The 21,955-nt window shown below is 62.0% G+C and carries 18 protein-coding genes and 3 tRNA genes; 6 read left to right on the top strand and 15 right to left on the bottom strand.

Features of this window, described 5'->3' with window-relative positions:
- Nucleotides 1-63 precede the first annotated feature (63 nt).
- Nucleotides 64-1,239, bottom strand: a complete 1,176-nt coding sequence (gene tuf / locus ACP154_RS10770) for an elongation factor Tu (protein WP_133723070.1) — start codon at nt 1,237-1,239, stop codon at nt 64-66.
- A 280-nt stretch (nt 1,240-1,519) separates the two neighbouring features.
- On the opposite strand from tuf, the gene ACP154_RS10765 reads away from it, so the two are divergent.
- Nucleotides 1,520-2,164: an SDR family oxidoreductase gene (locus ACP154_RS10765; protein ID WP_421859289.1), complete on the top strand. Its 645-nt coding sequence runs from the start codon at nt 1,520-1,522 to the stop codon at nt 2,162-2,164.
- Here ACP154_RS10765 and ACP154_RS10760 read toward each other — a convergent pair.
- The 4 genes from ACP154_RS10760 to ACP154_RS10745 form a co-directional block, all read right to left on the bottom strand.
- Complete coding sequence (locus tag ACP154_RS10760) at nt 2,161-4,113, bottom strand: cation:proton antiporter (RefSeq protein ID WP_421859292.1); 1,953 nt, start codon at nt 4,111-4,113, stop codon at nt 2,161-2,163. The genes ACP154_RS10765 and ACP154_RS10760 overlap by 4 nt on opposite strands.
- Nucleotides 4,113-4,733 carry an NAD(P)H-dependent oxidoreductase gene (locus ACP154_RS10755; RefSeq protein ID WP_421859295.1) on the bottom strand — a complete coding sequence of 207 codons (621 nt, stop codon included), beginning with the start codon at nt 4,731-4,733 and terminating at the stop codon, nt 4,113-4,115. Before ACP154_RS10755 ends, ACP154_RS10760 begins: the two co-directional genes overlap by 1 nt.
- A gap of 128 nt (nt 4,734-4,861) precedes the next feature.
- Nucleotides 4,862-4,935 (bottom strand) — tRNA-Gly (locus ACP154_RS10750).
- 145 nt (nt 4,936-5,080) lie between these two features.
- Nucleotides 5,081-5,166 (bottom strand) — tRNA-Tyr (locus ACP154_RS10745).
- A gap of 143 nt (nt 5,167-5,309) precedes the next feature.
- Here ACP154_RS10745 and ACP154_RS10740 point away from each other — a divergent pair.
- On the top strand, nt 5,310-6,113 hold the full coding sequence (locus tag ACP154_RS10740; protein ID WP_421859298.1) for a TrmH family RNA methyltransferase: 804 nt from the start codon (nt 5,310-5,312) through the stop codon (nt 6,111-6,113).
- 17 nt (nt 6,114-6,130) lie between these two features.
- On the opposite strand, the gene ACP154_RS10735 is transcribed toward ACP154_RS10740, so the two are convergent.
- On the bottom strand, nt 6,131-7,165 hold the full coding sequence (locus tag ACP154_RS10735; RefSeq protein WP_421859301.1) for a GIN domain-containing protein: 1,035 nt from the start codon (nt 7,163-7,165) through the stop codon (nt 6,131-6,133).
- A 175-nt stretch (nt 7,166-7,340) separates the two neighbouring features.
- Between ACP154_RS10735 and ACP154_RS10730 the strand changes: the two genes are divergently transcribed.
- From ACP154_RS10730 to ACP154_RS10720, 3 genes are read left to right on the top strand one after another with little or no spacing between them, the layout of a single operon-like run.
- Entirely contained in the window at nt 7,341-8,996 is a 1,656-nt protein-coding gene (locus ACP154_RS10730) for an acyl-CoA dehydrogenase family protein (RefSeq protein WP_421859303.1), read from the top strand.
- A 47-nt stretch (nt 8,997-9,043) separates the two neighbouring features.
- On the top strand, nt 9,044-9,964 hold the full coding sequence (locus ACP154_RS10725; RefSeq protein WP_421859306.1) for an ABC transporter ATP-binding protein: 921 nt from the start codon (nt 9,044-9,046) through the stop codon (nt 9,962-9,964).
- The gene (locus ACP154_RS10720) at nt 9,961-10,695 is read left to right on the top strand and encodes an ABC transporter permease (protein ID WP_421859309.1); all 735 of its coding nucleotides are present in this window, start codon (nt 9,961-9,963) and stop codon (nt 10,693-10,695) included. The genes ACP154_RS10725 and ACP154_RS10720 overlap by 4 nt, the downstream gene beginning before the upstream one ends.
- 322 nt (nt 10,696-11,017) lie before the next feature.
- Here the strand turns inward: ACP154_RS10720 and ACP154_RS10715 are convergent, their stop codons facing one another.
- The 6 genes from ACP154_RS10715 to metG form a co-directional block, all read right to left on the bottom strand.
- On the bottom strand, nt 11,018-12,202 hold the full coding sequence (locus ACP154_RS10715) for a DUF819 family protein (RefSeq protein WP_107713693.1): 1,185 nt from the start codon (nt 12,200-12,202) through the stop codon (nt 11,018-11,020).
- A gap of 17 nt (nt 12,203-12,219) precedes the next feature.
- Nucleotides 12,220-12,636, bottom strand: a complete 417-nt coding sequence (locus ACP154_RS10710; protein WP_107713692.1) for a RidA family protein — start codon at nt 12,634-12,636, stop codon at nt 12,220-12,222.
- A gap of 3 nt (nt 12,637-12,639) precedes the next feature.
- Nucleotides 12,640-13,974, bottom strand: coding sequence for an amidohydrolase (locus tag ACP154_RS10705; protein ID WP_421859312.1), 1,335 nt, complete (start codon nt 13,972-13,974; stop codon nt 12,640-12,642).
- A gap of 70 nt (nt 13,975-14,044) precedes the next feature.
- Entirely contained in the window at nt 14,045-14,692 is a 648-nt protein-coding gene (locus ACP154_RS10700) for a hypothetical protein (RefSeq protein ID WP_421859314.1), read from the bottom strand.
- A 73-nt stretch (nt 14,693-14,765) separates the two neighbouring features.
- Nucleotides 14,766-15,257, bottom strand: coding sequence for a hypothetical protein (locus ACP154_RS10695; protein ID WP_421859316.1), 492 nt, complete (start codon nt 15,255-15,257; stop codon nt 14,766-14,768).
- Nucleotides 15,258-15,350: 93 nt separating this feature from the next.
- Complete coding sequence (gene metG, locus ACP154_RS10690; RefSeq protein ID WP_421859318.1) at nt 15,351-17,060, bottom strand: methionine--tRNA ligase; 1,710 nt, start codon at nt 17,058-17,060, stop codon at nt 15,351-15,353.
- Between the two features lie 161 nt (nt 17,061-17,221).
- On the opposite strand from metG, the gene ACP154_RS10685 reads away from it, so the two are divergent.
- Nucleotides 17,222-17,297 (top strand) — tRNA-Thr (locus ACP154_RS10685).
- 140 nt (nt 17,298-17,437) lie between these two features.
- On the opposite strand, the gene ACP154_RS10680 is transcribed toward ACP154_RS10685, so the two are convergent.
- From ACP154_RS10680 to ACP154_RS10670, 3 genes are read right to left on the bottom strand one after another with little or no spacing between them, the layout of a single operon-like run.
- Nucleotides 17,438-18,634, bottom strand: a complete 1,197-nt coding sequence (locus tag ACP154_RS10680) for an efflux RND transporter periplasmic adaptor subunit (protein WP_421859320.1) — start codon at nt 18,632-18,634, stop codon at nt 17,438-17,440.
- 15 nt (nt 18,635-18,649) lie between these two features.
- Nucleotides 18,650-21,028, bottom strand: a complete 2,379-nt coding sequence (locus tag ACP154_RS10675; protein ID WP_421859322.1) for an ABC transporter permease — start codon at nt 21,026-21,028, stop codon at nt 18,650-18,652.
- Complete coding sequence (locus ACP154_RS10670) at nt 21,025-21,744, bottom strand: ABC transporter ATP-binding protein (RefSeq protein WP_107713690.1); 720 nt, start codon at nt 21,742-21,744, stop codon at nt 21,025-21,027. The genes ACP154_RS10675 and ACP154_RS10670 overlap by 4 nt, the downstream gene beginning before the upstream one ends.
- Nucleotides 21,745-21,955 lie beyond the last annotated feature (211 nt).

Here is a 21,955-nt window from a genome sequence, read left to right as displayed (position 1 = left end):
AACGCCCCGGAGCCTGGCTCCGGGGCGTTGATCTTTGCGTGACGCTGCGGGCAGCGCGTGCGCTTAGTCGGTGATCTTGGACACCACGCCAGCGCCCACAGTGCGGCCGCCTTCGCGGATGGCGAAGCGAAGCTTCTCTTCCATCGCGATCGGGGTGATCAGCTCCACAGACACTTCAACATTGTCGCCCGGCATCACCATCTCGGTGCCCTCTTTCAAGGTCACAACACCGGTCACATCCGTCGTGCGGAAGTAGAACTGCGGACGATAGTTGGAGAAGAACGGCGTGTGACGGCCACCCTCTTCCTTGGTCAGGATGTAAGCCTCGGCTTCGAACTTCGCGTGCGGCGTGATCGAACCCGGCTTGGCCAGAACCTGGCCGCGCTCAACGCCCTCACGGTCAATGCCGCGCAGCAGAAGGCCCACATTGTCGCCCGCTTCGCCCTGGTCGAGCAGCTTGCGGAACATCTCAACGCCCGTACACGTCGTCTTCACCGTGTCGCGCAGACCGATGATCTCGATCTCGTCGCCCACATGGATGATGCCGCGCTCGATACGGCCGGTCACAACCGTGCCGCGGCCCGAAATCGAGAACACGTCCTCGATCGGCATCAGGAACGCCTGATCAACCGGACGCTCAGGGGTCGGGATGTATTCATCCACAGCCGCCATCAATTCCTTGATCTTGTTCTCGCCGATCTCGGGATCACGGCCTTCCATCGCCGCCAGCGCAGAGCCCGCAACAATCGGAATGTCGTCGCCCGGGAAGTCGTAAGAGGACAGAAGTTCGCGAACTTCCATCTCCACAAGCTCCAGAAGCTCTTCGTCGTCGACCTGGTCAACCTTGTTCAGGAACACAACCAGAGCCGGAACGCCGACCTGGCGCGCCAGAAGAATGTGCTCGCGCGTCTGCGGCATCGGGCCGTCAGCCGCGTTCACAACCAGAATCGCGCCGTCCATCTGCGCCGCGCCCGTGATCATGTTCTTCACATAGTCAGCGTGACCCGGGCAATCCACGTGCGCGTAGTGACGACCTTCGGTCTCATACTCAACGTGCGCCGTCGAAATCGTGATGCCGCGCGCCTTCTCTTCAGGCGCTCCGTCAATCTGGTCATACGCGCGGAAGTCACCAAAGTATTTGGTGATCGCGGCGGTCAGCGTCGTCTTACCGTGGTCAACGTGACCAATCGTGCCAATATTGGCATGCGGTTTCGTACGCTCAAACTTTTCCTTGGCCATTGTCGTGGACCCTCAAGCTGGAACATGAATTTGCGGCGCTTGCATCAGCCGACGGTCCGACTGCTGAACGATGCGCCAGGGCGATTGCGCGGGGCATAGCGCTCGATCCACGCTCTGGCAAGAAAGAAAGCATCTTCACTGCAGGCTTCTGCAGATAAAGCGCCCTGGACCGCCTCGCTTCGCAGTCCTTCATGTGAGGCAAAAGGAACAAAAGCGCCCCTCCCCCGTTTCTCATGGACGCTGGCCTCCGCCAGCATCTAAAGCAGAACGGGAGAAGACGATGCGTATTCTCATTGCAGGGGCCACAGGGCTCACCGGTCGCACCCTCACGCGCAAGATACAGCAATCCGGGCGCACGCCGGTGGCGCTGGTAAGAGAAAGCTCGGACCTCTCAGTCTTGCCAGACGGCGTAGAGACTCGCACGGCGGATCTGACCGCTTTGCCAGACGATGTAGCTGATGGTGTGGACGCGGTGATCTTCGCTGCAGGTTCAGGCGGAGACACGCCTGAATCGCTCACTGACGCCATTGACCGTGAGGGCGCGATCTCGCTGATCGAAATCTCCAAGAAGGCCGGCGTTCAACGCTTCGTTATGCTGAGCTCAGTCGGCGCTGACGCCCCTGACAAGGGCCCTGACGGGCTGAAACATTATCTCAAGGCCAAGCACGACGCCGATGCGCATCTAAAGACCGCCGGCGTGGACTTCACAATCGTCCGCCCGGTATCGCTGACCGACGAAGACGGGTCGGGGCGGATCGAAGTCTCCTCAGACCATGTCAGCGGCGACACGATTTCACGCGAAGACGTGGCGGAAGTGCTCGAGCGCTGCGTCAGCGTGCCTGAAGCCTCCGGCGCCGTGTTCGAGCTTTGCAAAGGCGATGAGAGCATCAGCGACGCGATGGGCCATATCAACCGCGCCGCCTAGCCTTGTTCATCCGGGTCTGAACGCGCCTGATCGCGTTCGTCCCGGACGTCCTTAGGCGTCGGTGGCGACCAGCGCCGGTCGTTCATCGCGCCCAGGACGCGCCCGCCGCCGCTCAGCTCGCTTTGTTGACGCTCGCGCGCCTCTCTGGCTCTGGCGACAAAGGGTGGATTCTTGTGATTGGGAATCTCCGGGTCATACACCTCGGCCATCTCACGCAGGATCTTGCGGTCCTCATGCACATAGGCGCGGCACATCTGTTCGGCGTCAAAAGGGTGCGCGCCCAAAGCTTCAAAGGCGCTGCGCCCTATTCGGACGCTTGAATCAAAGGTCTCCCGGATCATGTCCCGGCATCCCACAGCATAGAGATCATAGACATGCTCGCGCGAGACCGCCCTGGCGATCACATGGACATGGGGATGATGCCGGCGCACATGGCGCACCAGCTCTGTGATCTGATCGCGGTTGTCGATGGCGACCACCAACAACTCAGCCTGCTCAATACCGGCGGCGTGCAGCAGGTCTGGCCGGGTCGCATCGCCGAAAAACACTTTAATCCCGAACGCGCGCAGCATTTCAAGCTGGCTGGAAGAGTAATCCAATACCGTCGTCTCATGTCCGTAGGCGCGCAGCATGCGATTGACGATGCCGCCCACGCGGCCATGCCCGGCGACGATAATCTTGGCTTTGGAATCTATCTCGTCCGCATCCTGGAGAGGCCGCGCTCTGGCCATCATCGCGCCGATCTTGTCATTGAGCAGGAACAGGCCCGGTGTGATCAGCATGGACAGCGCCACGACCAGTAAGATCTGGCTGGAGACCATGGGCGGCAAAATCGATTCAGACACGGTCAGCGTCAGAAGCACGAAACCGAACTCACCCGCCTGCGCCAGTCCCAGCGTAAAGAGCCAACGGTCCGCTCCGCCGATCTGGAAGACCAGGCTGAGCCCCCACAAGATTGCCGCCTTCATCACGATCAGGCCGACCGTCAGGCCCAGCGTCGTCCACAGCTGCTCAGCTAGCAGGGTGAAATCCACCGCCGCGCCGACCGTGATGAAAAACAGGCCCAGCAAGAGCCCGCGGAACGGGTCGATATGACTTTCAAGTTCGTGCCGATATTCAGAATTGGCCAGAACCACGCCCGCCAGGAACGCGCCCAGCGCCGGCGACAACCCCGCCAGCGTCATCAGCAGCGCGATCCCGACGACCAGCATGAGCGCCGCCGCAGTAAACAATTCGCGCAGACGCGCCATGGCGATGAACCGAAACAGGGGGCGGGTCAGATAGCTGCCAATCCCCACAACCAGTGCTATTGCGGCGAGGCTGATCAGCCCCCGCCCCCATCCTGGCACGCCTGCAAAGGGCGCCAGCTCCGCGCCCTCTCCGCCATGGTCTGAAACATGCCCGGCTGCGTGCCCTGCGGTTTGCGCCAGAATGTCGGGCGAAGAGAGCAGCGGAAACAGCGCCAGCATGAAGATGACAGCGATGTCCTGAAACAGCAGAACAGAGAAGCTGCTGCGGCCGCCGTCCGAATTCATCAAACCGCGCTCGTTCAGGGTCTGAAGGACGATGGCGGTGGAAGACAGCGCCAGAATGCAGCCGATGGCGACGCCCTGACGCCAGGGCATGTCCAGCATCAGACAGACTGCAATGACGACGAGAGCTGTCAGCCCGACCTGCAAACCGCCCAGCCCCACCAACCGGGCGCGCATATCCCACAGGCGTCGCGGTTCAAGCTCCAGCCCGACAATGAACAGCATCATGACGACGCCGAATTCAGCGAAATGCTGAATGGCGATGACGTCCACATTCAACAGGCCCAGGATCGGGCTCAGAACAATTCCGGCCGTCAGATAGCCCAGCACCGAGCCTAGCCCCAGACGAGACGCCAAAGGCACCGCGATGACGCCTGCGGTCAGAAACAAGGTCGCCATAAGCAGAAAATCGCCCATCAGGCCGTCTCCTCGTCTGTGAGCAATGCCTTGAGGTCTTGGGCCTGGATCACGTCACAGGCTTCGGCCTGTTCGCAATCATAGCGCTCTTCACGAAGCGCCATGATCAGTCGCTTATAACCGTTGACATGATCAGGCAGGCGCTCGTCTTCGGACGCCACAAGCGATTCATACAATACATAGGGCGGCAAGCCGCGCATCTGGCAGAGCCTCGCAGTCTGCTCCAGCGGCGTCAGGAAGGTGCGCAAGGGATAATGCTGGAAGCCTTCCGGGCTGTACGCCTTCTCTGGAGACGAGGCCGTAACGGCGCACATGAAGATTTTGTCCTTCAGCGCCTCTCCACCGGCGCCATAGGCGAAGCCGTGCTCCAGAACCAGATCCATCCACTCCTTCAGAAGCGAGGGCGTGGAATACCAGAACAGCGGAAACTGGAAGAGGACGACATCGTGCTCGACCAGACGCGCCTGCTCGGCTTCGATCTCGATATCATGCCGCGGATAGAGCTCGTACAGATCAATGAAGCTGACGCCCGCCAGATGTTTGACGGCTTCCGCCATGCCCAGATTGGCGCGTGAATAGCGTCGACCGGGATGAGCGAAATAAATCAGAATGCGCGCCATGCTCCGTCCACCCTGTCAACACCAGCCGCCACGCCGGCAAGTCAGGAAGAAGTGTGACGTGGTTCGCCCCAGCCGCGCAATCGCCCGCGCGGGTCTGCACGCGTTCGTTTTCAGGAAAAGAAGGGAAATGGAGCGGGTAGCCGGGATCGAACCGGCATCCTCAGCTTGGAAGGCTGCTGCACTACCATTGTGCTATACCCGCGCCGAAGCGATTAGATAGCGTGTCCCTCACCCCGTTGTCGAGACAGCAGAAGCGGTCCGAATGCAGATGGGGTGATCCGCAAGCGCACATCCGGCCTCAAGCCTGACGGCAAATCGGATCAATGCTCGGTCATAGGGAAGCAAGATGGTGGAGGGGGCTGGATTCGAACCAGCGTACGCCGAAACGGGCAGATTTACAGTCTGCTGGATTTAACCACTCTCCCACCCCTCCACAGGGTTCGCGTCACCGCGAGAACGACTGATCGGGAGCTCAGTCGCCGGGCCAATTCAGGGGTTCACCGCATCAACCGATTGCGCTTGAGCGCTAAGGGCTTTAACGAGGCCGCTTCCTGATTTGGAGCGCGGACTATAGTCATGGCTTTTCAACGGCGCAACACCGATAAAAAGGGTTCTGCAGCGCGAAATGCAGCCCGGCGTGACGGCCCCGATCAGGGGTGGATCTGGGGGCGCCATGCGGTCCTGGCGGCCTTGGCCAACCCCAAGCGAAAACACATCTCCTTGCATGTGACGCGCAATGCTGCGACCGAGCTGGATGACACATTTCAAAAGCTCGCCGACATTGAATTGCCGGGCCAGATCACGGCTCGTTTGCCAGAAGGCGCGGTGCATCAGGGCTTCGCGCTGAAAACCGGCGCACCGCCTGCGGAATCGCTGAACGCCGTGATGGAACCCACCCATGGCTTGCTGGTGGTGCTCGATCAGATCACCGACCCGCACAATGTGGGCGCCATTCTGCGTTCGTGCGCCGCCTTCGGCGTGCGCGCCGTGATCGTTCAGGATCGAAAATCGCCGCCCTTCTTTGGCGCCCTGTGCAAGACCGCGGTCGGCTGTGCGGAGACCATTCCTCATGTGAAGGTCACCAATATCGCCGACACGCTGATCGCACTTGAGGAAGCGGGTCGCCATGTGATCGGCCTGGCAGGCGAAGCCGAGGCCAGCCTGTCAGACGAAGTCGCGGCGAACGCCGGTCCCGGCCTGGTGCTGGTGCTGGGCGCGGAAGGCGATGGCCTGCGCCCGCGCGTGGCCGAGCATTGCTCGGCGCTGGCGCGCATTCCGATGGGACCGAAAGCGGAAAGCCTCAATGTGTCGAACGCCGCAGCGATCGCGCTGTATGAAGCCTCCCGCTTTGATCCACGGATCAATCCCAAAGCGGACTGAGCCAGCTCCCGGTCGCTCTAGCCGCCGGTGGTGAAGTCGCCGCCGCCAGAGGTGCGGATATTACGCTGGCCGGTGACGGTGCGGATGTAAGCGTCAGAACCGCCGCTGACATGGATGTCCACATCCCCGGCGGTGCCGCCGAACCACAGATCGGACGACCCGCCCAGGCGCGCCTCAACAGAGCTGGCGCGGCCTTGCCGGATACGCGCATCGCCAGAGCCGCTGCTGCTCATCTCCAGAACGCCGTCCATGCTGGCGACTTCCATATTGGATGAGCCCGAAATGCTGACAGACACATCTGACGTAGCGCCGACAGACAGATCCCCGCTGCCAGACGCCGCGTATTGAACGCCGCCCGGCGCATTGCCGATCTCCACATTGCCGGAGCCTGACACACTGGCCTCAAGGCTGGCCACATGTCCCGCCACGACTTCGCCAGAGCCTGAAATGCCGACCTCCATGTCGCCGCCCACATCCCCGAGCTCAACATCGCCGGACCCGGACACCCCCAGGTCAACCGTTTCGCCAATATCCTCGGCGCTCAGATGGCCTGAGCCAGACAGCGCCGCAGTCAGGGCGCCGCCGATTTCACCCACGCTCACATGGCCAGACCCGCGAATAGCCAAGCGTGCGTCAGCGCTGACATCACCGGCTTCAAGCGTTGAGCAATGCGACATCACCAGATCAAGCGATTGAGTTGCGCCCAAATCGGCGCGAACGATGGAGTCATCCAGCTCCACACTGGCCGGGTTCGGCGTGGTAATGATCAGAACCGGCAGCTCGTCAAAAGACAGCGCTTCGCGTCGATTGCGTCCGACGCGCTGCTCCCGGAAGCCGCCAAAGCACCGCATGCGCCGCATGGTTTCGCCGCCATCCACGTAAAGCGCGCCGTTCGCATTGCGGATATCAGCGCTGGAGCCGCCTTGTTCAAAGCGCGCGTCCAGCGCAGAGCCTTGCTCCACGCGCACCGTGCCAATGAAGTTTTCAATCTCTATGGACGGCGCGCCGCCCGCTTGCATCGCCGTCGCCAGCGCCAGAACCATGACCGTCATTTCGACCCTCATCTCTTTTGAGTGTTGTTATCATTAGGCGCGGGTTGTCCCCCTCAACGCCATCGCGCTTGCATGCTGGCCGAACACACCCCACCACACCATTGCCGAAACCTAAACATTTCTCCATGTGTCGTTCGGGTCGACAGGCGCCCTGCAAACAGGTTTGATGCGGCCCATGAGACATCACGCCCCCCGCTCCGACCTCGCCACCCATACCGTAGAGAACCAATCTGAACCGCTTGTCGGCGTGAATTGGTATTCCGATGACGCCATGCTGAAGGATGCGCTGGCGCGCAATGGCGCCCAGGTCCATTCAGATCGCCTCTCCTCCATGGGCGCCGAAATCGGCTCTGACAGCGTTCAGGACCTGGCCCGGATGGCGAATGAAAACCCGCCCCAATTCAAGCCCTTCGACCGGTTTGGTCATCGTATTGACGAGGTGGAGTTCCACCCCGCCTATCATGCGCTGATGGAGCTAGGTCTGAGCCATGGCGTGTCGTCGGCCGCCTGGACGGAACAGGACGCGCCGCATTCGCTGCACGCCGCGCTTCTGATGCTGATGGGGACGGCGGACGCCGGCGTGTGCTGCCCGCAATCGATGACCTATGCCAGCGTGCCGGCGCTGCGCAAATCGGATTGGACCGGCCCCTGGATTCAAGGCGTCACCTCCGGTCGCTATGATCCGCGCTTTCTGCCGCCTGAAGACAAGGTCGGGCTGACCCTTGGTATGGCGATGACCGAGAAACAGGGCGGCTCGGACGTGCGCGCCAACGCCACCAAAGCCGAAAGCGGTGATGGCGATATCGTCACCCTGACCGGGCATAAATGGTTCTGCTCGGCGCCCATGAGCGACGGCTTTCTGACCTTGGCCTATGAAGGTGAAGGCGACAACGCGCAGCTGAGCTGTTTTCTCGTACCGCGCTGGAAACCGGATGGCGAGCGCAACACGATCGAAATCCAGCGCCTGAAAGACAAGCTGGGCGATCGCTCCAACGCCAGCTCCGAGATCGAGTACAAAGAGGCCTGGGCCCGCCGCGTGGGCGAGCCGGGACGCGGCGTGCGCACCATTATCGAAATGGTCAATCATACGCGGCTGGATTGTCTGGCGGGCTCAGCAGGCCTGATCCGCAATGGCGCGGCTTATGCGGTCTGGCATGCCGACCGCCGCAGCGCGTTTCAGCGCCGTCTGATTGATCAGCCGCTGATGCGCGAAGTCTTGGGCGAGATGTCCATGGAAGCGGAAGCCGCGATCGCCCTCGCCTTCCGGGTCGCGGAGAGCTTTGACAAGGCCGAGACCGATCCGCACGAGGCGGCGCTGGCGCGCTTGCTCACCCCCATCGCCAAATACTGGATTTGCAAGCGCGCGCCATATCTGACCTATGAAGCGATGGAGGCGCATGGCGGCGCAGGCTATGTGGAAGAACACCCCCTGCCCCGCATGTTCCGTCAGAGCCCGCTGAACGCGATCTGGGAAGGGTCCGGCAATGTCATCGCACTCGACGTGCTGCGCGCTCTGGCGCGAGACGAGGCGGCGCGAGACGCGCTAGCCGCCGAGCTGGCGCCCGCTTTCGGACGACACCCTGCGCTCGATGCCCGCTTGAACACCCTGATGGCGATGGCCTCTGGCGGCATTGGCGAAGCCGATGCTCGCCGGTTCGCGGAATGTGCCGCGACCGCCCTGACGGCCAGCAGCCTTATCCGGGCCGGGCTGGAGCCCGCCGCTGACGCCTATATCGGACGGCGGATCGCCGAGAATCCGACCTCTCTGGGCGCGGGCGAAGCCGCCATCGACCACGACTGGCTGATCGGGCGGGCGCGGCTGGCCGGCTAACAGCAATTTAAGCTGACCGTCATGGCGTTATGCCGGAGCCTCTCGCCATGACGTATGCGATTGAAACACATGCTCTGCGCCGCGCCTTCGGAAACGTGACCGCAGTAGACGGCCTGAACCTGGCGGTTCCAGAGGGCAGCGTTTTCGGCTTTCTGGGGCCCAACGGCGCTGGCAAGACCACAACCATTCGCATGCTGTTGGGATTGATCGCGCCGGATCAGGGCGACGTGCGTCTGAACGGGTGCAGCCTCGCCCGGAGCCGCACGGAAGCCTTGTCGGGCGTAGGCGCGATCGTGGAGACCCCGGCGCTCTATCCCAATCTGACCGGCCGCGAAATTCTCACGCTCTCGGCCCGACTGTCCGGGCGCCCGGTGCGCCAGGGACTGGAACAGCTCGAACGCGTGCAGCTCGTCGAGGCCATGGATCGCAAGGTGTCGGACTACTCGCTCGGCATGCGTCAGCGTCTCGCACTAGCGCGCGCGATGATGGGCCAGCCGCGTCTTCTCATCCTCGATGAACCGACCAATGGTCTGGATCCAGCCGGTATTGCGGACATGCGCGCTCTGATCCACTCGCTGCCTGAAACCGTGGGCGCAACGGTGTTTCTGTCCAGCCACCTTCTGAGCGAAATCGAGCAGATCGCAACGCATTGCGCGCTGATGGACAAAGGCAAAATGGTCTTCCAGGACAGGCTTGGGCATTTGATGGACGCAGCGCCGGCGGTCCTGGCGCTGGAAACCGACAAACCCGTCGCACTGGCGCAGCGATTTCTCGACCAGGGCCATCACGCCGACCGGCAGGACGATTGGGTGCGCGTCGACCTGAGACTGAGCGCCCCGGAGCGGCGAGCGTTAATACAGCAGCTGGTCGCCGAGGGCTTCGGCATATCGGCCCTGCACGTTGAAAAACCCACACTGGAAACTTTGTTCCTGCAAGTGACAGGCGCCAGCCGGGAGCTGAACTCATGATCGCCCTGATGCGCGCCGTTCAGGTGGAAATCCTGAAACTCAAGCGCTCGCTTGTACTTTTGCTGGCGGTCGCGCCCCCGCTCATGCTGGGCCTGATGATCATGGCGGTCGTCCTGACAGGGAACGGCCCTGAGAGCTGGGAGCAGCTCAGCCTGAGCGGCGCCGCCATTTGGGCCTATCTGCTGATGCCGCTGACCATTACCGCCCTGACCGCCTTGATGGCGAGTCTTGAGCATGGCTGCGCAGGGTGGACCTGGAGCCTTGTCCAGCCCGTGCCAAAGACCGCGGTGTTCGCCGCCAAGGCGGTGGTGACCATCGGACTTGTGGCGCTGATCTCGGTCGGCGTCGGCGCCAGCGTGCTCGGCGTCTCTCATCTTTTGCGTCTGATTGATCCATCACTGGAGATGGCGGGGTCACCGCCTCACGCGCTGATGGTGGGACTCATGCTGAAGATGTGCTTGGCCGGCATGCTGATGACCGGGTTGCAGTTCTCGATCGCGCATGCGGTTTCATCTTTCGCGACACCGATCATTGTCGGGATCGGCGGTGTTTTCGTGTCCGTTGTGGCCACATCGTCAGAATACGGCGTCTACTTTCCCTGGCTTTTGCCGGTGAACATGCTCGCATCAGATCCCGAGCGCGCTCAACAGGCCTTGCTAACAGGCTCTGTTGGCGGCGTCGTCATCTTCGCCCTGGCGTGTGTCTGGCTGGCCCGGCGCGACTGGCGCTAGCTCACTTATGAATTCCATCCGCAGGCCTTGATGACGCACAAAAAAGGCCCCGCCGAAGCGGGGCCTTTCCGTGTTTAGCCAGGAGACGCCGCCCTTGGCCAAGCCGATGCGCTAGACAGGGCGCGCCGAAGGCTGCTCCGACACCACCTGACCGCGCAGGGCGGACGGTCCTGAACGTGAAACACTCGACATCGGATCACCTCCTTTCAATTGCTGCATTAGTAAAGAAAGTGACGTGTATCGCCCCAACATGCAGGGGGCTAACAAAGCGACCCGTCTCTTTCGGCAAGACGGGCTAATCATTGACGGGACGCGGGCCTGGCTAGCTCAGCACGCCAAACACGACCGTGCCCAGAACTGTCCCCAATGCATAACCCAGAACACCCACCAGAACGCCTGGCGTCACGAGGTCCCGCCAGCCCTTGGCCGCGGCCAGGGCGGGCGCCGTGGTGGCGCCTAGAATGGCGGCGTTTGACGCGATGATGATTTCAGGCAGCGACAGTTTGCAGAACTTGGCGATGACCATCGCCACCACGCCATGCACGCTGACCAAAATGGCGATGAACAGCATGATCAGTGGCGCATCCGCCATCAATTGCACCACATTGGCGCCGGCGGCGATGGCGCCGAAGAACAGAAAGGCGAACACCACGCCCAGTTCAAACCCGCCATTGAGCTTGGCCATTTGCGTGGGGATGGCGGTGGGCAGGATCAGCGCCAGCAGCGTGATGAAGACATATTTGAGATCGCCAAAGGACACGCCGATCGCCTCGCGCATCGCATCCGGCGACACCAGACCGTCACCCACGCTGGCCAGCCAGGTGCCGATGGCGACGACGGTCAGGGCATAGGCCAGGGTCAGCGCCAGCGACAAGGGCGTGGTCGCGCCGTCACTGCCCTCTTCAACCGTATCGGTATGATCGCGCGTGTGATCGCGGCTGATAAAGCGTTTGGCGACCCAGGCGATCCCCGGCAGCACGGCCAGCACGCCCAGATACGCGGCGCTGGCCAGATGGTCCGCAGCCACGATGGCGGACACCAGGCTAGGCGCCCCGTCGGCCAGACCGGTCATCTCCGTCAGGGGCGCGAAATTCACCGACCCACCCACATACGATCCCGTCAGCGCAGAGGCGACCGAAGGCTCCCATTCGCCGAGCGGAACCAGAATGACCGCCGCGAAAACACCGACAAGCGTTGCGAAAGAAGCGATCAGGAAGGCCCCGGTCATCCGGGTCGTCTCAAAAAAGATGCGCTTGAGGTCCGCCTTCATCAAAAAGAGCGGGATCAGCACCGGCACGGCATAGGAGAACACAAACCCATAGGCGGGCGCGTCAAAGGGCAAAATGCGCAGGTTCGAGGCGAGAATCGCCAGCAGGATGGTCCAGACCGTGCCGGTTAGCAGAGCGCCGAATTTGGTCTTTTCGAGCAAAAAGCCGGCGGCGGCGATCGCGGTCAGCCCGGCCATCACCGCAAGGTGCTGGTCGGCGGGGATCAAGGAAGCATCCATCAAATCATCCTGAACAGTCAGTCGCCGGGCGGAATAACCGCATCAGCTTCAATCTCAACAATAAACTCAGGCGCAGCGAGCGCCGCGACTCCGATCATCGCACTGGCGGGCGGAAACTCTGCGAAGACCTGACGATGCGCCTGCCCCACCGCGCGCTGTGTTTCAGGGCTCATATCCGTCACGTAAAGACGCGTTCGCACCACATGACTGATATGAGAGCCCGCCTTGTCCAGCGCTTGCGCGATGATTTCAAGACATTGTGAAGTCTGGGCGCCGGGGTCTCCGGGCGCGAACGGCTGACCCTTTGCATCCACAGACACCGTTCCCGCCACGAACACCTGGTCGCCGACGCGCACGGCGCGACGATAGGCGACCAGCTCTTCCCAGGGCGCGCCAGAGGTGACGCGCTGGATATCATCGCGAGGTTTGCTCATCGTCTACTCGCCTTGCGGCACGCCGTTGGCGAACAAATCAAGCGCGATCGCCACCATGCCTTCTGAGGACACGGTCACCGCCCCCTCGCCATCGGGATAAAAGAAGGGCGAGTGATTGGCGGGCGGGGTTTCACCGCGCGCCTGATACTCCTCCCAGACGCTCTGCGGGGCGCCGCCCACCCAGAACATGAAGATCGGCACGTCTTCTTCGGTGCGGCCATAGCGCGAGAAGTCTTCGCCGCCCGTCACCGGGTCAGCGGTCCCTACAGCGTTCTCGCCAAATCGGGCCGTCAAAACGGCGCCTGCCTGATCAGACAGCGCTGGGTCATTATAAAGCGCAGGCGTGTAGATCTCTTCAACCTCCATCACCGGCATCAGCTCATCAGGCAGCCCCGCCGCCATCGCCTGTCCCCGGGCGATCCGTTCGATCCCGCTGATCAGGCGCTCGCGCACTTCGTCAGAATAGGACCGCACCGTGATCTGCAGATGGGCTTCGTCAGAGATAATGTTGTGCTTGGCTCCGGCGTTAAAGGCGCCCACGGTGACGACGCCGGTTTCAAGCGGCGAGAGCTCGCGGCTGACCAGGGTCTGAAGATTGGTGACGATCTGGCTGGCGAGGACCACCGGGTCCTTGCCCAGATGCGGCGAGGCGCCATGGGCGCCCACGCCGCGGACATACAGATCAACAGAATCCACATTCGCCATCGCCCAGCCTGGCGCATACCGGATCACGCCAGCCGGCATATAGCCCCAGGTGTGGTAGGACACGACCGCATCCGGCGTCGGAAAACGCTCATACAGACCATCGGTCAGCATGGCGAGCGCACCCAGACCCACTTCTTCGGCAGGCTGGCCGATCAATACCAGCGTCCCCGACCAGTCATCACGGTTCTGACCCAGATAACGTGCGGCGGCGACCAGAGATGTCATGTGCGTATCGTGCGCGCAGGCGTGCATGACCGGAAAGGTGTTGCCCATCCGGTCTTCGCCCATAACCTCGGACGCATACTCGACCGGCGTGTCTTCGCGCACCGGAAGGCCGTCCATGTCGGCGCGCAACATCAGGGTCGGCCCCTCGCCGTTCTCCATGACCGCGACGACGCCAGTGCGCCCGACGCCTTCGGTCACCTCAAACCCGGCGCTGCGCAGCTCTTGCGCCAATCGCGCCGCGGTCTCCACTTCCATGAAGGAGAGCTCTGGGTTTTCATGAAAGTGCTCGTAGAGCGCTTGCAAATGATTGTCCCAGTCAGCAGCGATGGCGGTGCGCAGATCGTCTTGAGCACTGGATGGCGCGGTCAGCGCCAGCGCTGCGGCGGCGGCCATATACAGATGACGCATGAGTACGACTCCCCTTTATTTATTGACGGCATTGCAGACCGTCAGTCCGGGGAGGTCAACGCATAAAGCGTCAGGGCTGCGGAGGGGTTTCTGACGCCGCCCGGCGCCCCGCCACCGTCAGAAACAGTTTCATCGTGACGCCGAAGACTGCGCCGCCCAATGCTCCGCCGATCGCAGACGATGTGAGCGCATCGCTATAACCACCGCCATCCACCATGGCCTTCACAAAGAAGAACAGGCCCATGAGCAGGCCAAACATGACGCCCAGCTTCAGGCCGGAGACTGTCGATCGAGTTGGAGCTTGCTCGGAGACGGGTGTGTGTTGCAGCAGTTTTGCGCGCTGCTTCGCCAGCATGGCGGGCGCCACACGCTGCTTGATCGGCGCCCAGAGCGGCCAGCTGATCATGAGCACAAGCCAGGTCAGCACATTTTTGACCGTCGGGATCTCCCCGCCGCAGTCCAGGCAGACCAAACCCGCATAATTGCCCATCGGCGCTTTGGAATAAACAGAGGCAGGGTTCATCGCCTGACAGTGAGGGCACGGGATATACTGACGCTCAGCCAAGGGCGCCTCAGACTGAGTATCAATAAGCGTGAGCCGGGGTATGCGCTGACCGAGCACAAGCTCATTGATCACCAGCCCTGGATTGAGGCGCCAGTGAAGGATGAGCGGATGCTTCCAGGTCCAGGCGTCGTAGCGATCGCGATCATAGTCCATAACGGCCTCCCACATGCACGAGAAGGCTAAGCCGGAAACGGGAACGCGCTCAACTTAAAGACTGTTCATATCGTCAATCAAACAAGGCGTCGGCGGCGGCCTGGGCGGCGGCGCTGTCATCAATGCCCTCGCCCTCGATCCGGCCCTGTACTGCAGCGCGAGCCGCAGCCAAAAGCGATTCAATTTCAGTGCCCGCCATGGCCGAAGCGCCAGCGAAATCCCCGGCCTGGACCTTGGACTGGGCTTCACGCATTTCGTCGTTCACAGCCGCGACGATGGTCTCAAGATGCGCTTTGAGCGTGTGGTCCACCGCAGCATAGGCGGCGATCACGGTTTCCTTGCCGACATAATTGGTGCGCTCGAAATGCTCTTCATAGGGGACGGGTTCCCAGGCCAGCACCTCATCGGCGAAGTCCGGCATATCGGGCAACATCTCAAGAAGCATGACCACTTCGTTGAAATGGTTGAGATAGTCAGTCGCAAGGCCGGTGTCCGGATGCACGTTGGCCGCCGTCAACGCCTCCGCTGACAGCGCGCCCTCACCCAAGGTCGCCGCTTTGATCATGATCGCCCCGTCGTCTGATCCATCCCAGACAATGCCAAGCCCGCCTAAACGAAAGACTAACCGTGATGGGTGTATTCAGCGCTGAAACTCGCCTTATTCGGCGCCGCCAAACCGCTCTGACCACGCAGCGACCTGGTCGTTCTCGATCTTGGCGAACAGGACATCTGGGACAGAGAATTGCAAACCGCGCGGCAGAGCGTCCAGAAGCTCAACCCCTGAGCCCGTGGGCCAGGTCCGCCGATCTTCGGGCACGCCAATGGCGTCCAGAATGGTTCTCGCAGCATCCGGAATGACCGGTTGCGCAACGATTGCAGCCAGGACGATCAGGTTGATTCCGGTCCGGACCCCCAGAGCCGCCTTGTCCTTGTCAGTTTTGAAATGCGCCCAGGGCTCGGCCCGGGTCAGATAGTCATTGCCCGCCGCCCAGAGCGCGCGGGTTTCAGAAGCCGCCTTACGGAACTCCATGGCTTCATAATGAGCGGCGATCGCTTTGAGGCGCGCCTCGACTTCGCTAGCCAGCCACGCTTCATGCTCGCCCGTCTCTCCCCCATCAGGCACGACGCCGTCAAAGCGGGAGGTGGCGAACTTCAGAACGCGATTGACCATATTGCCCAGCACATTGGCGAGGTCCGTGTTCACGCTGGCCTGGAAATGGTCCCAGGTGAATTGCGCGTCAGAGCCTTCAGGCCCGTAGGCTGTCAGGTACCAGCGCCAGTAATCAGACGGCAAAAGCTCGAGCGCCTGGTCCATGAAGACGCCGCGCTTGTTCGAAGTGGAGAACTTGCCGCCATACCAGGTCAACCAGTTGAAGGCTTTCAGCGCATCCACCGTCTTCCACGGCTCTTCAGAGCCCAGGAGCGTCGCGGGGAAGCTGACCGTATGGAAAGCCACATTGTCCTTGCCCATGAACTGAACGTAGCGGACATCGTCAGCGCCCTTGTCGGTGCGCCACCAGCTTTCCCAATCGCCGCCGGTGTGCTCGGCCCATTCCCGCGTCGCCGAGATATAGCCGATGGGCGCGTCAAACCAGACATAGAAGACCTTGTCTTCAAAGCCTTCGCGCAGCTGGCCGTCCTTGGTGACCGGCACGCCCCATTTCAGGTCACGGGTGATGGTGCGGTCGCGCAGGCCTTCATCCAGCCATTTATAAGCGATGGATTTGGCGAATTGCGGCCAGCCATCGGCGGCGTCCACCCAGGCGCGGATGCGCGCTTCCATATCGGTCTGCTTGAGCTGGAGGTGGCGTGTGTCGCGCACTTCGAGATTCTTCGACCCTGACACGGCTGAGTACGGCTCGATCAACTCGATCGGGTCCAGAAGCTTGCCGCAATTATCGCACTGGTCGCCGCGTGCTTTCTCAAACCCGCAATGGGGGCAAGTCCCCTCGACATAGCGGTCGGGCAGGAAGCGGCCGTCATCAATAGAATAGACTTGCTGCTCAACCACTTCAGCGATCAGGCCGTTCTTCTCCAGCGTCTCAGCAAAGTGCTGGGTCAGCTCCGCGTTCTGAGGCGAAGAGGTGCGGCCGAAATAATCCCAGCTGAGCGCAAATTGCTTACCGATGGACTTCTGGATCTCGTGTTGTTCGTCACAATACGTCCGCACGTCCTGCCCGGCGGCCGCAGCGGCCAGCTCGGCTGGCGTGCCGTGTTCGTCGGTGGCGCAGATCGCCAGCACGTCATGGCCGCTCAAACGCATGAAGCGCGCATAAACGTCAGCGGGCAGCATCGAGCCGGCCAGATTGCCGAGATGCTTGACGCCGTTAATATACGGTAGAGCGCTGGTGATGAGTATGCGGGCCATGGGGAATAGATCCGGTCTGTCACAGGATGAGACGCGCACTCTTACCCAAGCTTACGGCAAAGGGAAACCAGCCCGGTTCAGCGCTCCGCCCCCATCACCTGCATTGTCTGCACAGAGGCGCTTGCCCTACAGACCGGCTCCCGCGTAGAAAGCCTGAACGCGCCGGCTTAGCTCAGCTGGTAGAGCAGCGGTTTTGTAAACCGAAGGTCGGGGGTTCGATTCCCTCAGCCGGCGCCATTTTACTCTTTGCTTGACAATCCTCGCTGCGCTGCGGGCGCGCGATCGCGCTTTCGAACCCAATGGGTTCGGTTGTGTGTCTCGCTGCGCTGCGGGCGCGCGGTCGCATTTGCGAACCCTGCGGGTTCGGGGGCGTTGTCTTATTCTCCCCGCTCAGTCACTTGAACGCCATCCTCGATCCGGTCAGAGGGGTAGAGCACCAGGGTTTCACCGCGTTCAAGGCCGGTGAGAATTTCAGCCTCAACGCCATTGGCCTGGCCGATTTCGACGCTGCGCAGGCGCGCGCGTCCGTTCTCCACCACATAACAGGCCCATCCGCCCTCGCGCCGGAACAGCGCGGCCACCGGCGCGATCAACACGTCTTCGCCGCGCCAGACCTCAATCGCCGGCTCAACCCGGAAGCCATGGCCCAAACTCGCCCACATCTGCGGCGGATCGAGCAGATCCAGCCGTACGCGGACGCGTTGCTCTTCCACACCCAGCGCAGAGATTTTCAAAAACCCAAACGGCTCCACCCGGCTGACCCGCGCGCGCAGAGGCGGCGATCCGCCCCAGTCTTCCAGCGTCGCCGCAGCGCCTTCTTCTATGCGCACCGCATCAGTGGATAGCAGCTCGACTACGATTTCCAGGTCTTCCGGGTCGCCCAGCTCCAGCAGGGGCGCGCCGGGCGCCACCACCGTCTCGCTTTCTTGCACCAGCCGGAGCACACGACCGCTGACCGGGCTCGTCACTTCCACAAGACCGCGCGCGTCGCCGTTATCACCGGGCTCCATCAACCGCGCCGCCGCCGCATCGCGCTCCGCCTGACGGGCGCGCACATTGGCGCGGGCGGTGTTGAGCGCCGCATCCGCGCTTCTCAGCGACAGGCGCGCCCGGTCCAGCGCGCCTTCACTGACCGTGCCGCGCTCATAAAGGGTGTTGATCCGGGCCATCTCGGTCTGGGCGAAATCCACCTCAGCGCGTGCGCGTTCCACATCCGCTTGCGCAAAACCCAGCAAAGCCTCGGCCGAACGCAGGGCGGCCTCGGCCTCGCCCTGGCTGCGTGCATCCAGAAAGGCCGGGTCAGAGGGCAGAATATTGGCCAGGGTTTGCCCCACCTGCACGGCATCGCCGGCATCGGGCTCCACCCGCAGCAGTCGTCCGCCCACAGGCGCAGAGACCGTGTAGACCTCTCGCACCCGCGTATAGCCCTCATCCTGAACCGTTACGGTCAGGACGCCGCGCTCGACTGTTGCGAAATCCGCCGGCACGGGGCGCGGCAGAAAGGCGTAAATGACCAAGACCAGAGTGATCAGCCCGACGGCAGGCCAGAACACGGTTCGAAAGCTGAATGTCATCGGGCAGCTCCAAAATCATTCACGGGTTTTCAGCACAGCGATCAGATCAAGCCGGTTGATGCGCTGGCGCACGATCAGCCCGCTGACCAGAGCGATCACGATCAGCACGCACACCGTATAGCCATATGTGGACGGCTCGATCACAAACGGCAGGCGGAAGAAGTCCGAGCTCATCGCCTGGGCCATGCCCCAGGCCAGGCCCGCGCCAGCGACCAGAGAGATCGGCAGGGCCACCAGGGTCAGGATGGCGCTTTCGGCCAGCAAGATGTAGCTGACCGCGCCCTTGGTGAAGCCCAGAACCCGCAATGAGGCCAGCTCACGTTCGCGCTCGGCGAGGGAGACACGCACCGAATTGTAGATGACGCCCAAAGCGATCATCCCGGCGAAGAGCGTGTAAATGAAGATCGACTGTCCGATCGAGCGGTCCATCAATTCCGTGAAATTCTCTCGGGCGATCGAATGAAGCTGAACCCCCGCCACCAGCGGTGCGTCTTTCAAGTCCAGATACAGCGTGTCTGTATAAGCCGGGTCCACCCGCAAATTGACGCCGGAGATGACCCGCCCTTCGCCTAGCGCGGCGTTGAGGTCTTCCAGACGCATCTGCGCGCCCGAGCCAATCAGAACATCTGGCGTCTGGGCCACCAGTTGTTCCAGCCGCGGTCGGGAGCCTTCGGTGATCTGCGCAGTCAAGAGCTCGCCCGACCGTACATGAAGCCGGTTCGCCAGATCCTGAGACAGGATCAGACCGCCCGGCGGCGGTGAGACAGTGCGTCCCCGGCCATCCATCATCCGTGACAGAGCCGGATCATCAACAACCCCGGTGAGCCCCATCAGGACCTCGCGATTGTCATAGCGCAGCCGCGCGCTCGCCGTCCGGAAAGGCTCCGCCTCAAGCACGCCTTCGCGCCCGGCGAGATCATGGAAGGCCGCCATGGACCGCGGCTCGACAAAGCTCACCGCCATGTCATGCCGGTTGGAGAGGTCGAAATAGTTTTCGATCATCACCTCCATGGCGTCGAGAAAATAGAGCGTCATCACCAGAAGCACGCCCGAGGCCGCGATGCCGGTCACGGTCAGTCCCGCCCGCACAGGCCAGCGGAAAATCTGGCGCATGACCATGCGGCTTTGGTGATCGAGCACGCTGATCCGGGTCAGCATCACCCCGGCGCCCCGCGAATAATCCGGCGGCGGCGGCGGGCGCATCGCCACCGCCGGCTCCAGCCGGGCCGCCTTCAGCACAGACCAGATCGCGCCGCCGCCCACCGCAATGACTGTGACCAGCCCCCCGATGACGTAGACAGAGGGGCTGGCGGCGAAAATGAGAAAGGGAAAGCTGTAATACTGCACATACATCGTCGCCATGGCGTGCCCGAGCCAGGTTCCCAGGGCAAAACCGATCACCAGCCCCAGCGCGGCGATAACGCCGACAAGCTTGAGATAGTGAAGGGACACGGCCTCAGACGAATAGCCGAACGCTTTCAAGAGCCCGATCTGCTCACGCTCCACCGCGATCAGTCGCGAGATCACGATGTTCACCAGAAACGCCGCCACCGCCAAAAAAATCGGCGGCAAAATAGCGCCCATGGTTTGCAGCTGATCGAGTTCGCTTTGCAGGAAGGCGGCTGAAACATGCTCGCGGCGCGTATACGCGCCAGCTCCGCCATAAGGTTCAAGAATGCGGTCGATCGCCGCCCGGACCGGTTCAGGGTCCGCCCCGCGTGACAGGCGCACCACCACTTCATTAAAGGCGCCTTGTTGATCAGCGGCGGTCTCCAGCGCCTCGCGGTCCATCCACAATACGCCGAACAAGGACGGGTCCGGAACGATCTGGCCGGGGGCTATGGCGTAGACATATTCTGGTGAGAGCGCGACGCCAGAGATCGACAGCCGCTCTTGACCCCCGCGAATGGTGACCGTGACAACATCGCCGACGCTCAGCCCGTGGGCTGTCGCAAACCCCTCCAGCACCACGACCTGATCACGGCGCGCCGGGTCCGGCAAAGAGCCGACAACCAGATGAATGTCATTGACCAGAGGTCGTCCGGCATGTGGCAGGGAATAAATGACGCCGCTGGGCGGTTCGGCCATGTCGGGTATGTCAAACAACACCGGCGCGAGAATGCGTGACTGAGCGGCGGCGACGCCGTCAATCTCGCGGATATCGTCAATGATGGCGTTGGGGGCGCGCACCGCCGGCGCCCAAATGTCTGCGAACCGGTAGCGCTCGTAATAGGCGGAGCGGGTCTCATCGAGCGAGCCCAGCATGCCCGCCATCACCAGATGCACCGAGACGCCGCCCGCAATCACCAGAGCAATCGCCAAGGCCTGGCCGCGCATGGACCAGAAATCACGCCAGAGCTTGAGGTCCAGCACAGAGAGCCATCGCCGGATCACCAGACGAGCTCCTGAGGATCCAGCTTGGTGGCGTTCTCCCGGTTCTCTCGAATCTGACCATCGCCGAACACGATGACCCGGTCAGCCATGTCCGCCACAGATGCATTATGGGTGATGATGAACGTCGTCGCGCCCATGGTTTCATTCACCTCGCGCAGCGCCTGCAAAACCTTGATGCCGGTTGCGGAATCAAGCGCACCCGTCGGCTCATCGCATAACAGAACTTCAGGCCGTTTCGCGATGGCGCGCGCAATGGCGACGCGTTGTTGCTCGCCGCCGGACAGCTCGGCTGGAAAGTGATGAATGCGTTCGTGCAGCCCCACCAGCGCCAGCGCCTCTTCGGGCGGCAGCGGATCGCGCGCCACCTCGGTGACAAGCGCCACATTTTCAAGCGCGGTCAGGCTGGGCATCAGATTGTAGAACTGAAAGACAAAGCCCACATGATTGCGACGATAGCGGGTCAGCTGGCGCTCACTCGCCGCGTGCAAGGGATGTCCGCGAAAGAACACTTCTCCGCTAGAGCCGCGATCAAGCCCTCCGAGTATATTGAGCAAGGTGGATTTGCCGGATCCTGACGGCCCGAGCAAAACGACAAGCTCGCCTTCCGGCGCCAACAGGTTGACGCCGCGCAAGGCGTGAACAGCTCCCGCGCCTTCCCCGTAAACCTTGCACAGATCGCGCGTTTCAAAGCACGCGAGAGGTGATGTCTTCGCCATCTGACCTGATCCCCGCCTGATCGAAACTATGTTAGCGAGATCGAGTGACATAAGTCAGTCAGGACAGAGACGCGACGCTGTTTCATCTTGCCGCACCTGCACACACACGGCCTTAATCAGGCCGCAAGCATATGATTTGACTATGTGGATCAACGCATCCTGCGACGCTTGGCGCATTTGCCGCCCCCTCTCTGTCGCGCTAGATGCTCGT

Source organism: Oceanicaulis sp., from assembly GCF_965249665.1.
In the GTDB taxonomy this organism is placed as follows: Bacteria; Pseudomonadota; Alphaproteobacteria; order Caulobacterales; family Maricaulaceae; genus Oceanicaulis.
The sequence above is the reverse complement of the archived record's forward strand: the minus strand, read 5'-3'. Positions and strand labels throughout refer to the sequence as shown.

Coding starts and splice junctions, on each gene's coding strand:
- tuf (WP_133723070.1), bottom strand. CDS start 1,239: ATGGCCAAGGAAAAGTTTGAGCGTACGAAACCGCATGCCAATATTGGC.
- ACP154_RS10765 (WP_421859289.1), top strand. CDS start 1,520: ATGCGTATTCTCATTGCAGGGGCCACAGGGCTCACCGGTCGCACCCTC.
- ACP154_RS10760 (WP_421859292.1), bottom strand. CDS start 4,113: ATGGGCGATTTTCTGCTTATGGCGACCTTGTTTCTGACCGCAGGCGTC.
- ACP154_RS10755 (WP_421859295.1), bottom strand. CDS start 4,733: ATGGCGCGCATTCTGATTTATTTCGCTCATCCCGGTCGACGCTATTCA.
- ACP154_RS10740 (WP_421859298.1), top strand. CDS start 5,310: ATGGCTTTTCAACGGCGCAACACCGATAAAAAGGGTTCTGCAGCGCGA.
- ACP154_RS10735 (WP_421859301.1), bottom strand. CDS start 7,165: ATGACGGTCATGGTTCTGGCGCTGGCGACGGCGATGCAAGCGGGCGGC.
- ACP154_RS10730 (WP_421859303.1), top strand. CDS start 7,341: ATGAGACATCACGCCCCCCGCTCCGACCTCGCCACCCATACCGTAGAG.
- ACP154_RS10725 (WP_421859306.1), top strand. CDS start 9,044: ATGACGTATGCGATTGAAACACATGCTCTGCGCCGCGCCTTCGGAAAC.
- ACP154_RS10720 (WP_421859309.1), top strand. CDS start 9,961: ATGATCGCCCTGATGCGCGCCGTTCAGGTGGAAATCCTGAAACTCAAG.
- ACP154_RS10715 (WP_107713693.1), bottom strand. CDS start 12,202: ATGGATGCTTCCTTGATCCCCGCCGACCAGCACCTTGCGGTGATGGCC.
- ACP154_RS10710 (WP_107713692.1), bottom strand. CDS start 12,636: ATGAGCAAACCTCGCGATGATATCCAGCGCGTCACCTCTGGCGCGCCC.
- ACP154_RS10705 (WP_421859312.1), bottom strand. CDS start 13,974: ATGCGTCATCTGTATATGGCCGCCGCCGCAGCGCTGGCGCTGACCGCG.
- ACP154_RS10700 (WP_421859314.1), bottom strand. CDS start 14,692: ATGGACTATGATCGCGATCGCTACGACGCCTGGACCTGGAAGCATCCG.
- ACP154_RS10695 (WP_421859316.1), bottom strand. CDS start 15,257: ATGATCAAAGCGGCGACCTTGGGTGAGGGCGCGCTGTCAGCGGAGGCG.
- metG (WP_421859318.1), bottom strand. CDS start 17,060: ATGGCCCGCATACTCATCACCAGCGCTCTACCGTATATTAACGGCGTC.
- ACP154_RS10680 (WP_421859320.1), bottom strand. CDS start 18,634: ATGACATTCAGCTTTCGAACCGTGTTCTGGCCTGCCGTCGGGCTGATC.
- ACP154_RS10670 (WP_107713690.1), bottom strand. CDS start 21,744: ATGGCGAAGACATCACCTCTCGCGTGCTTTGAAACGCGCGATCTGTGC.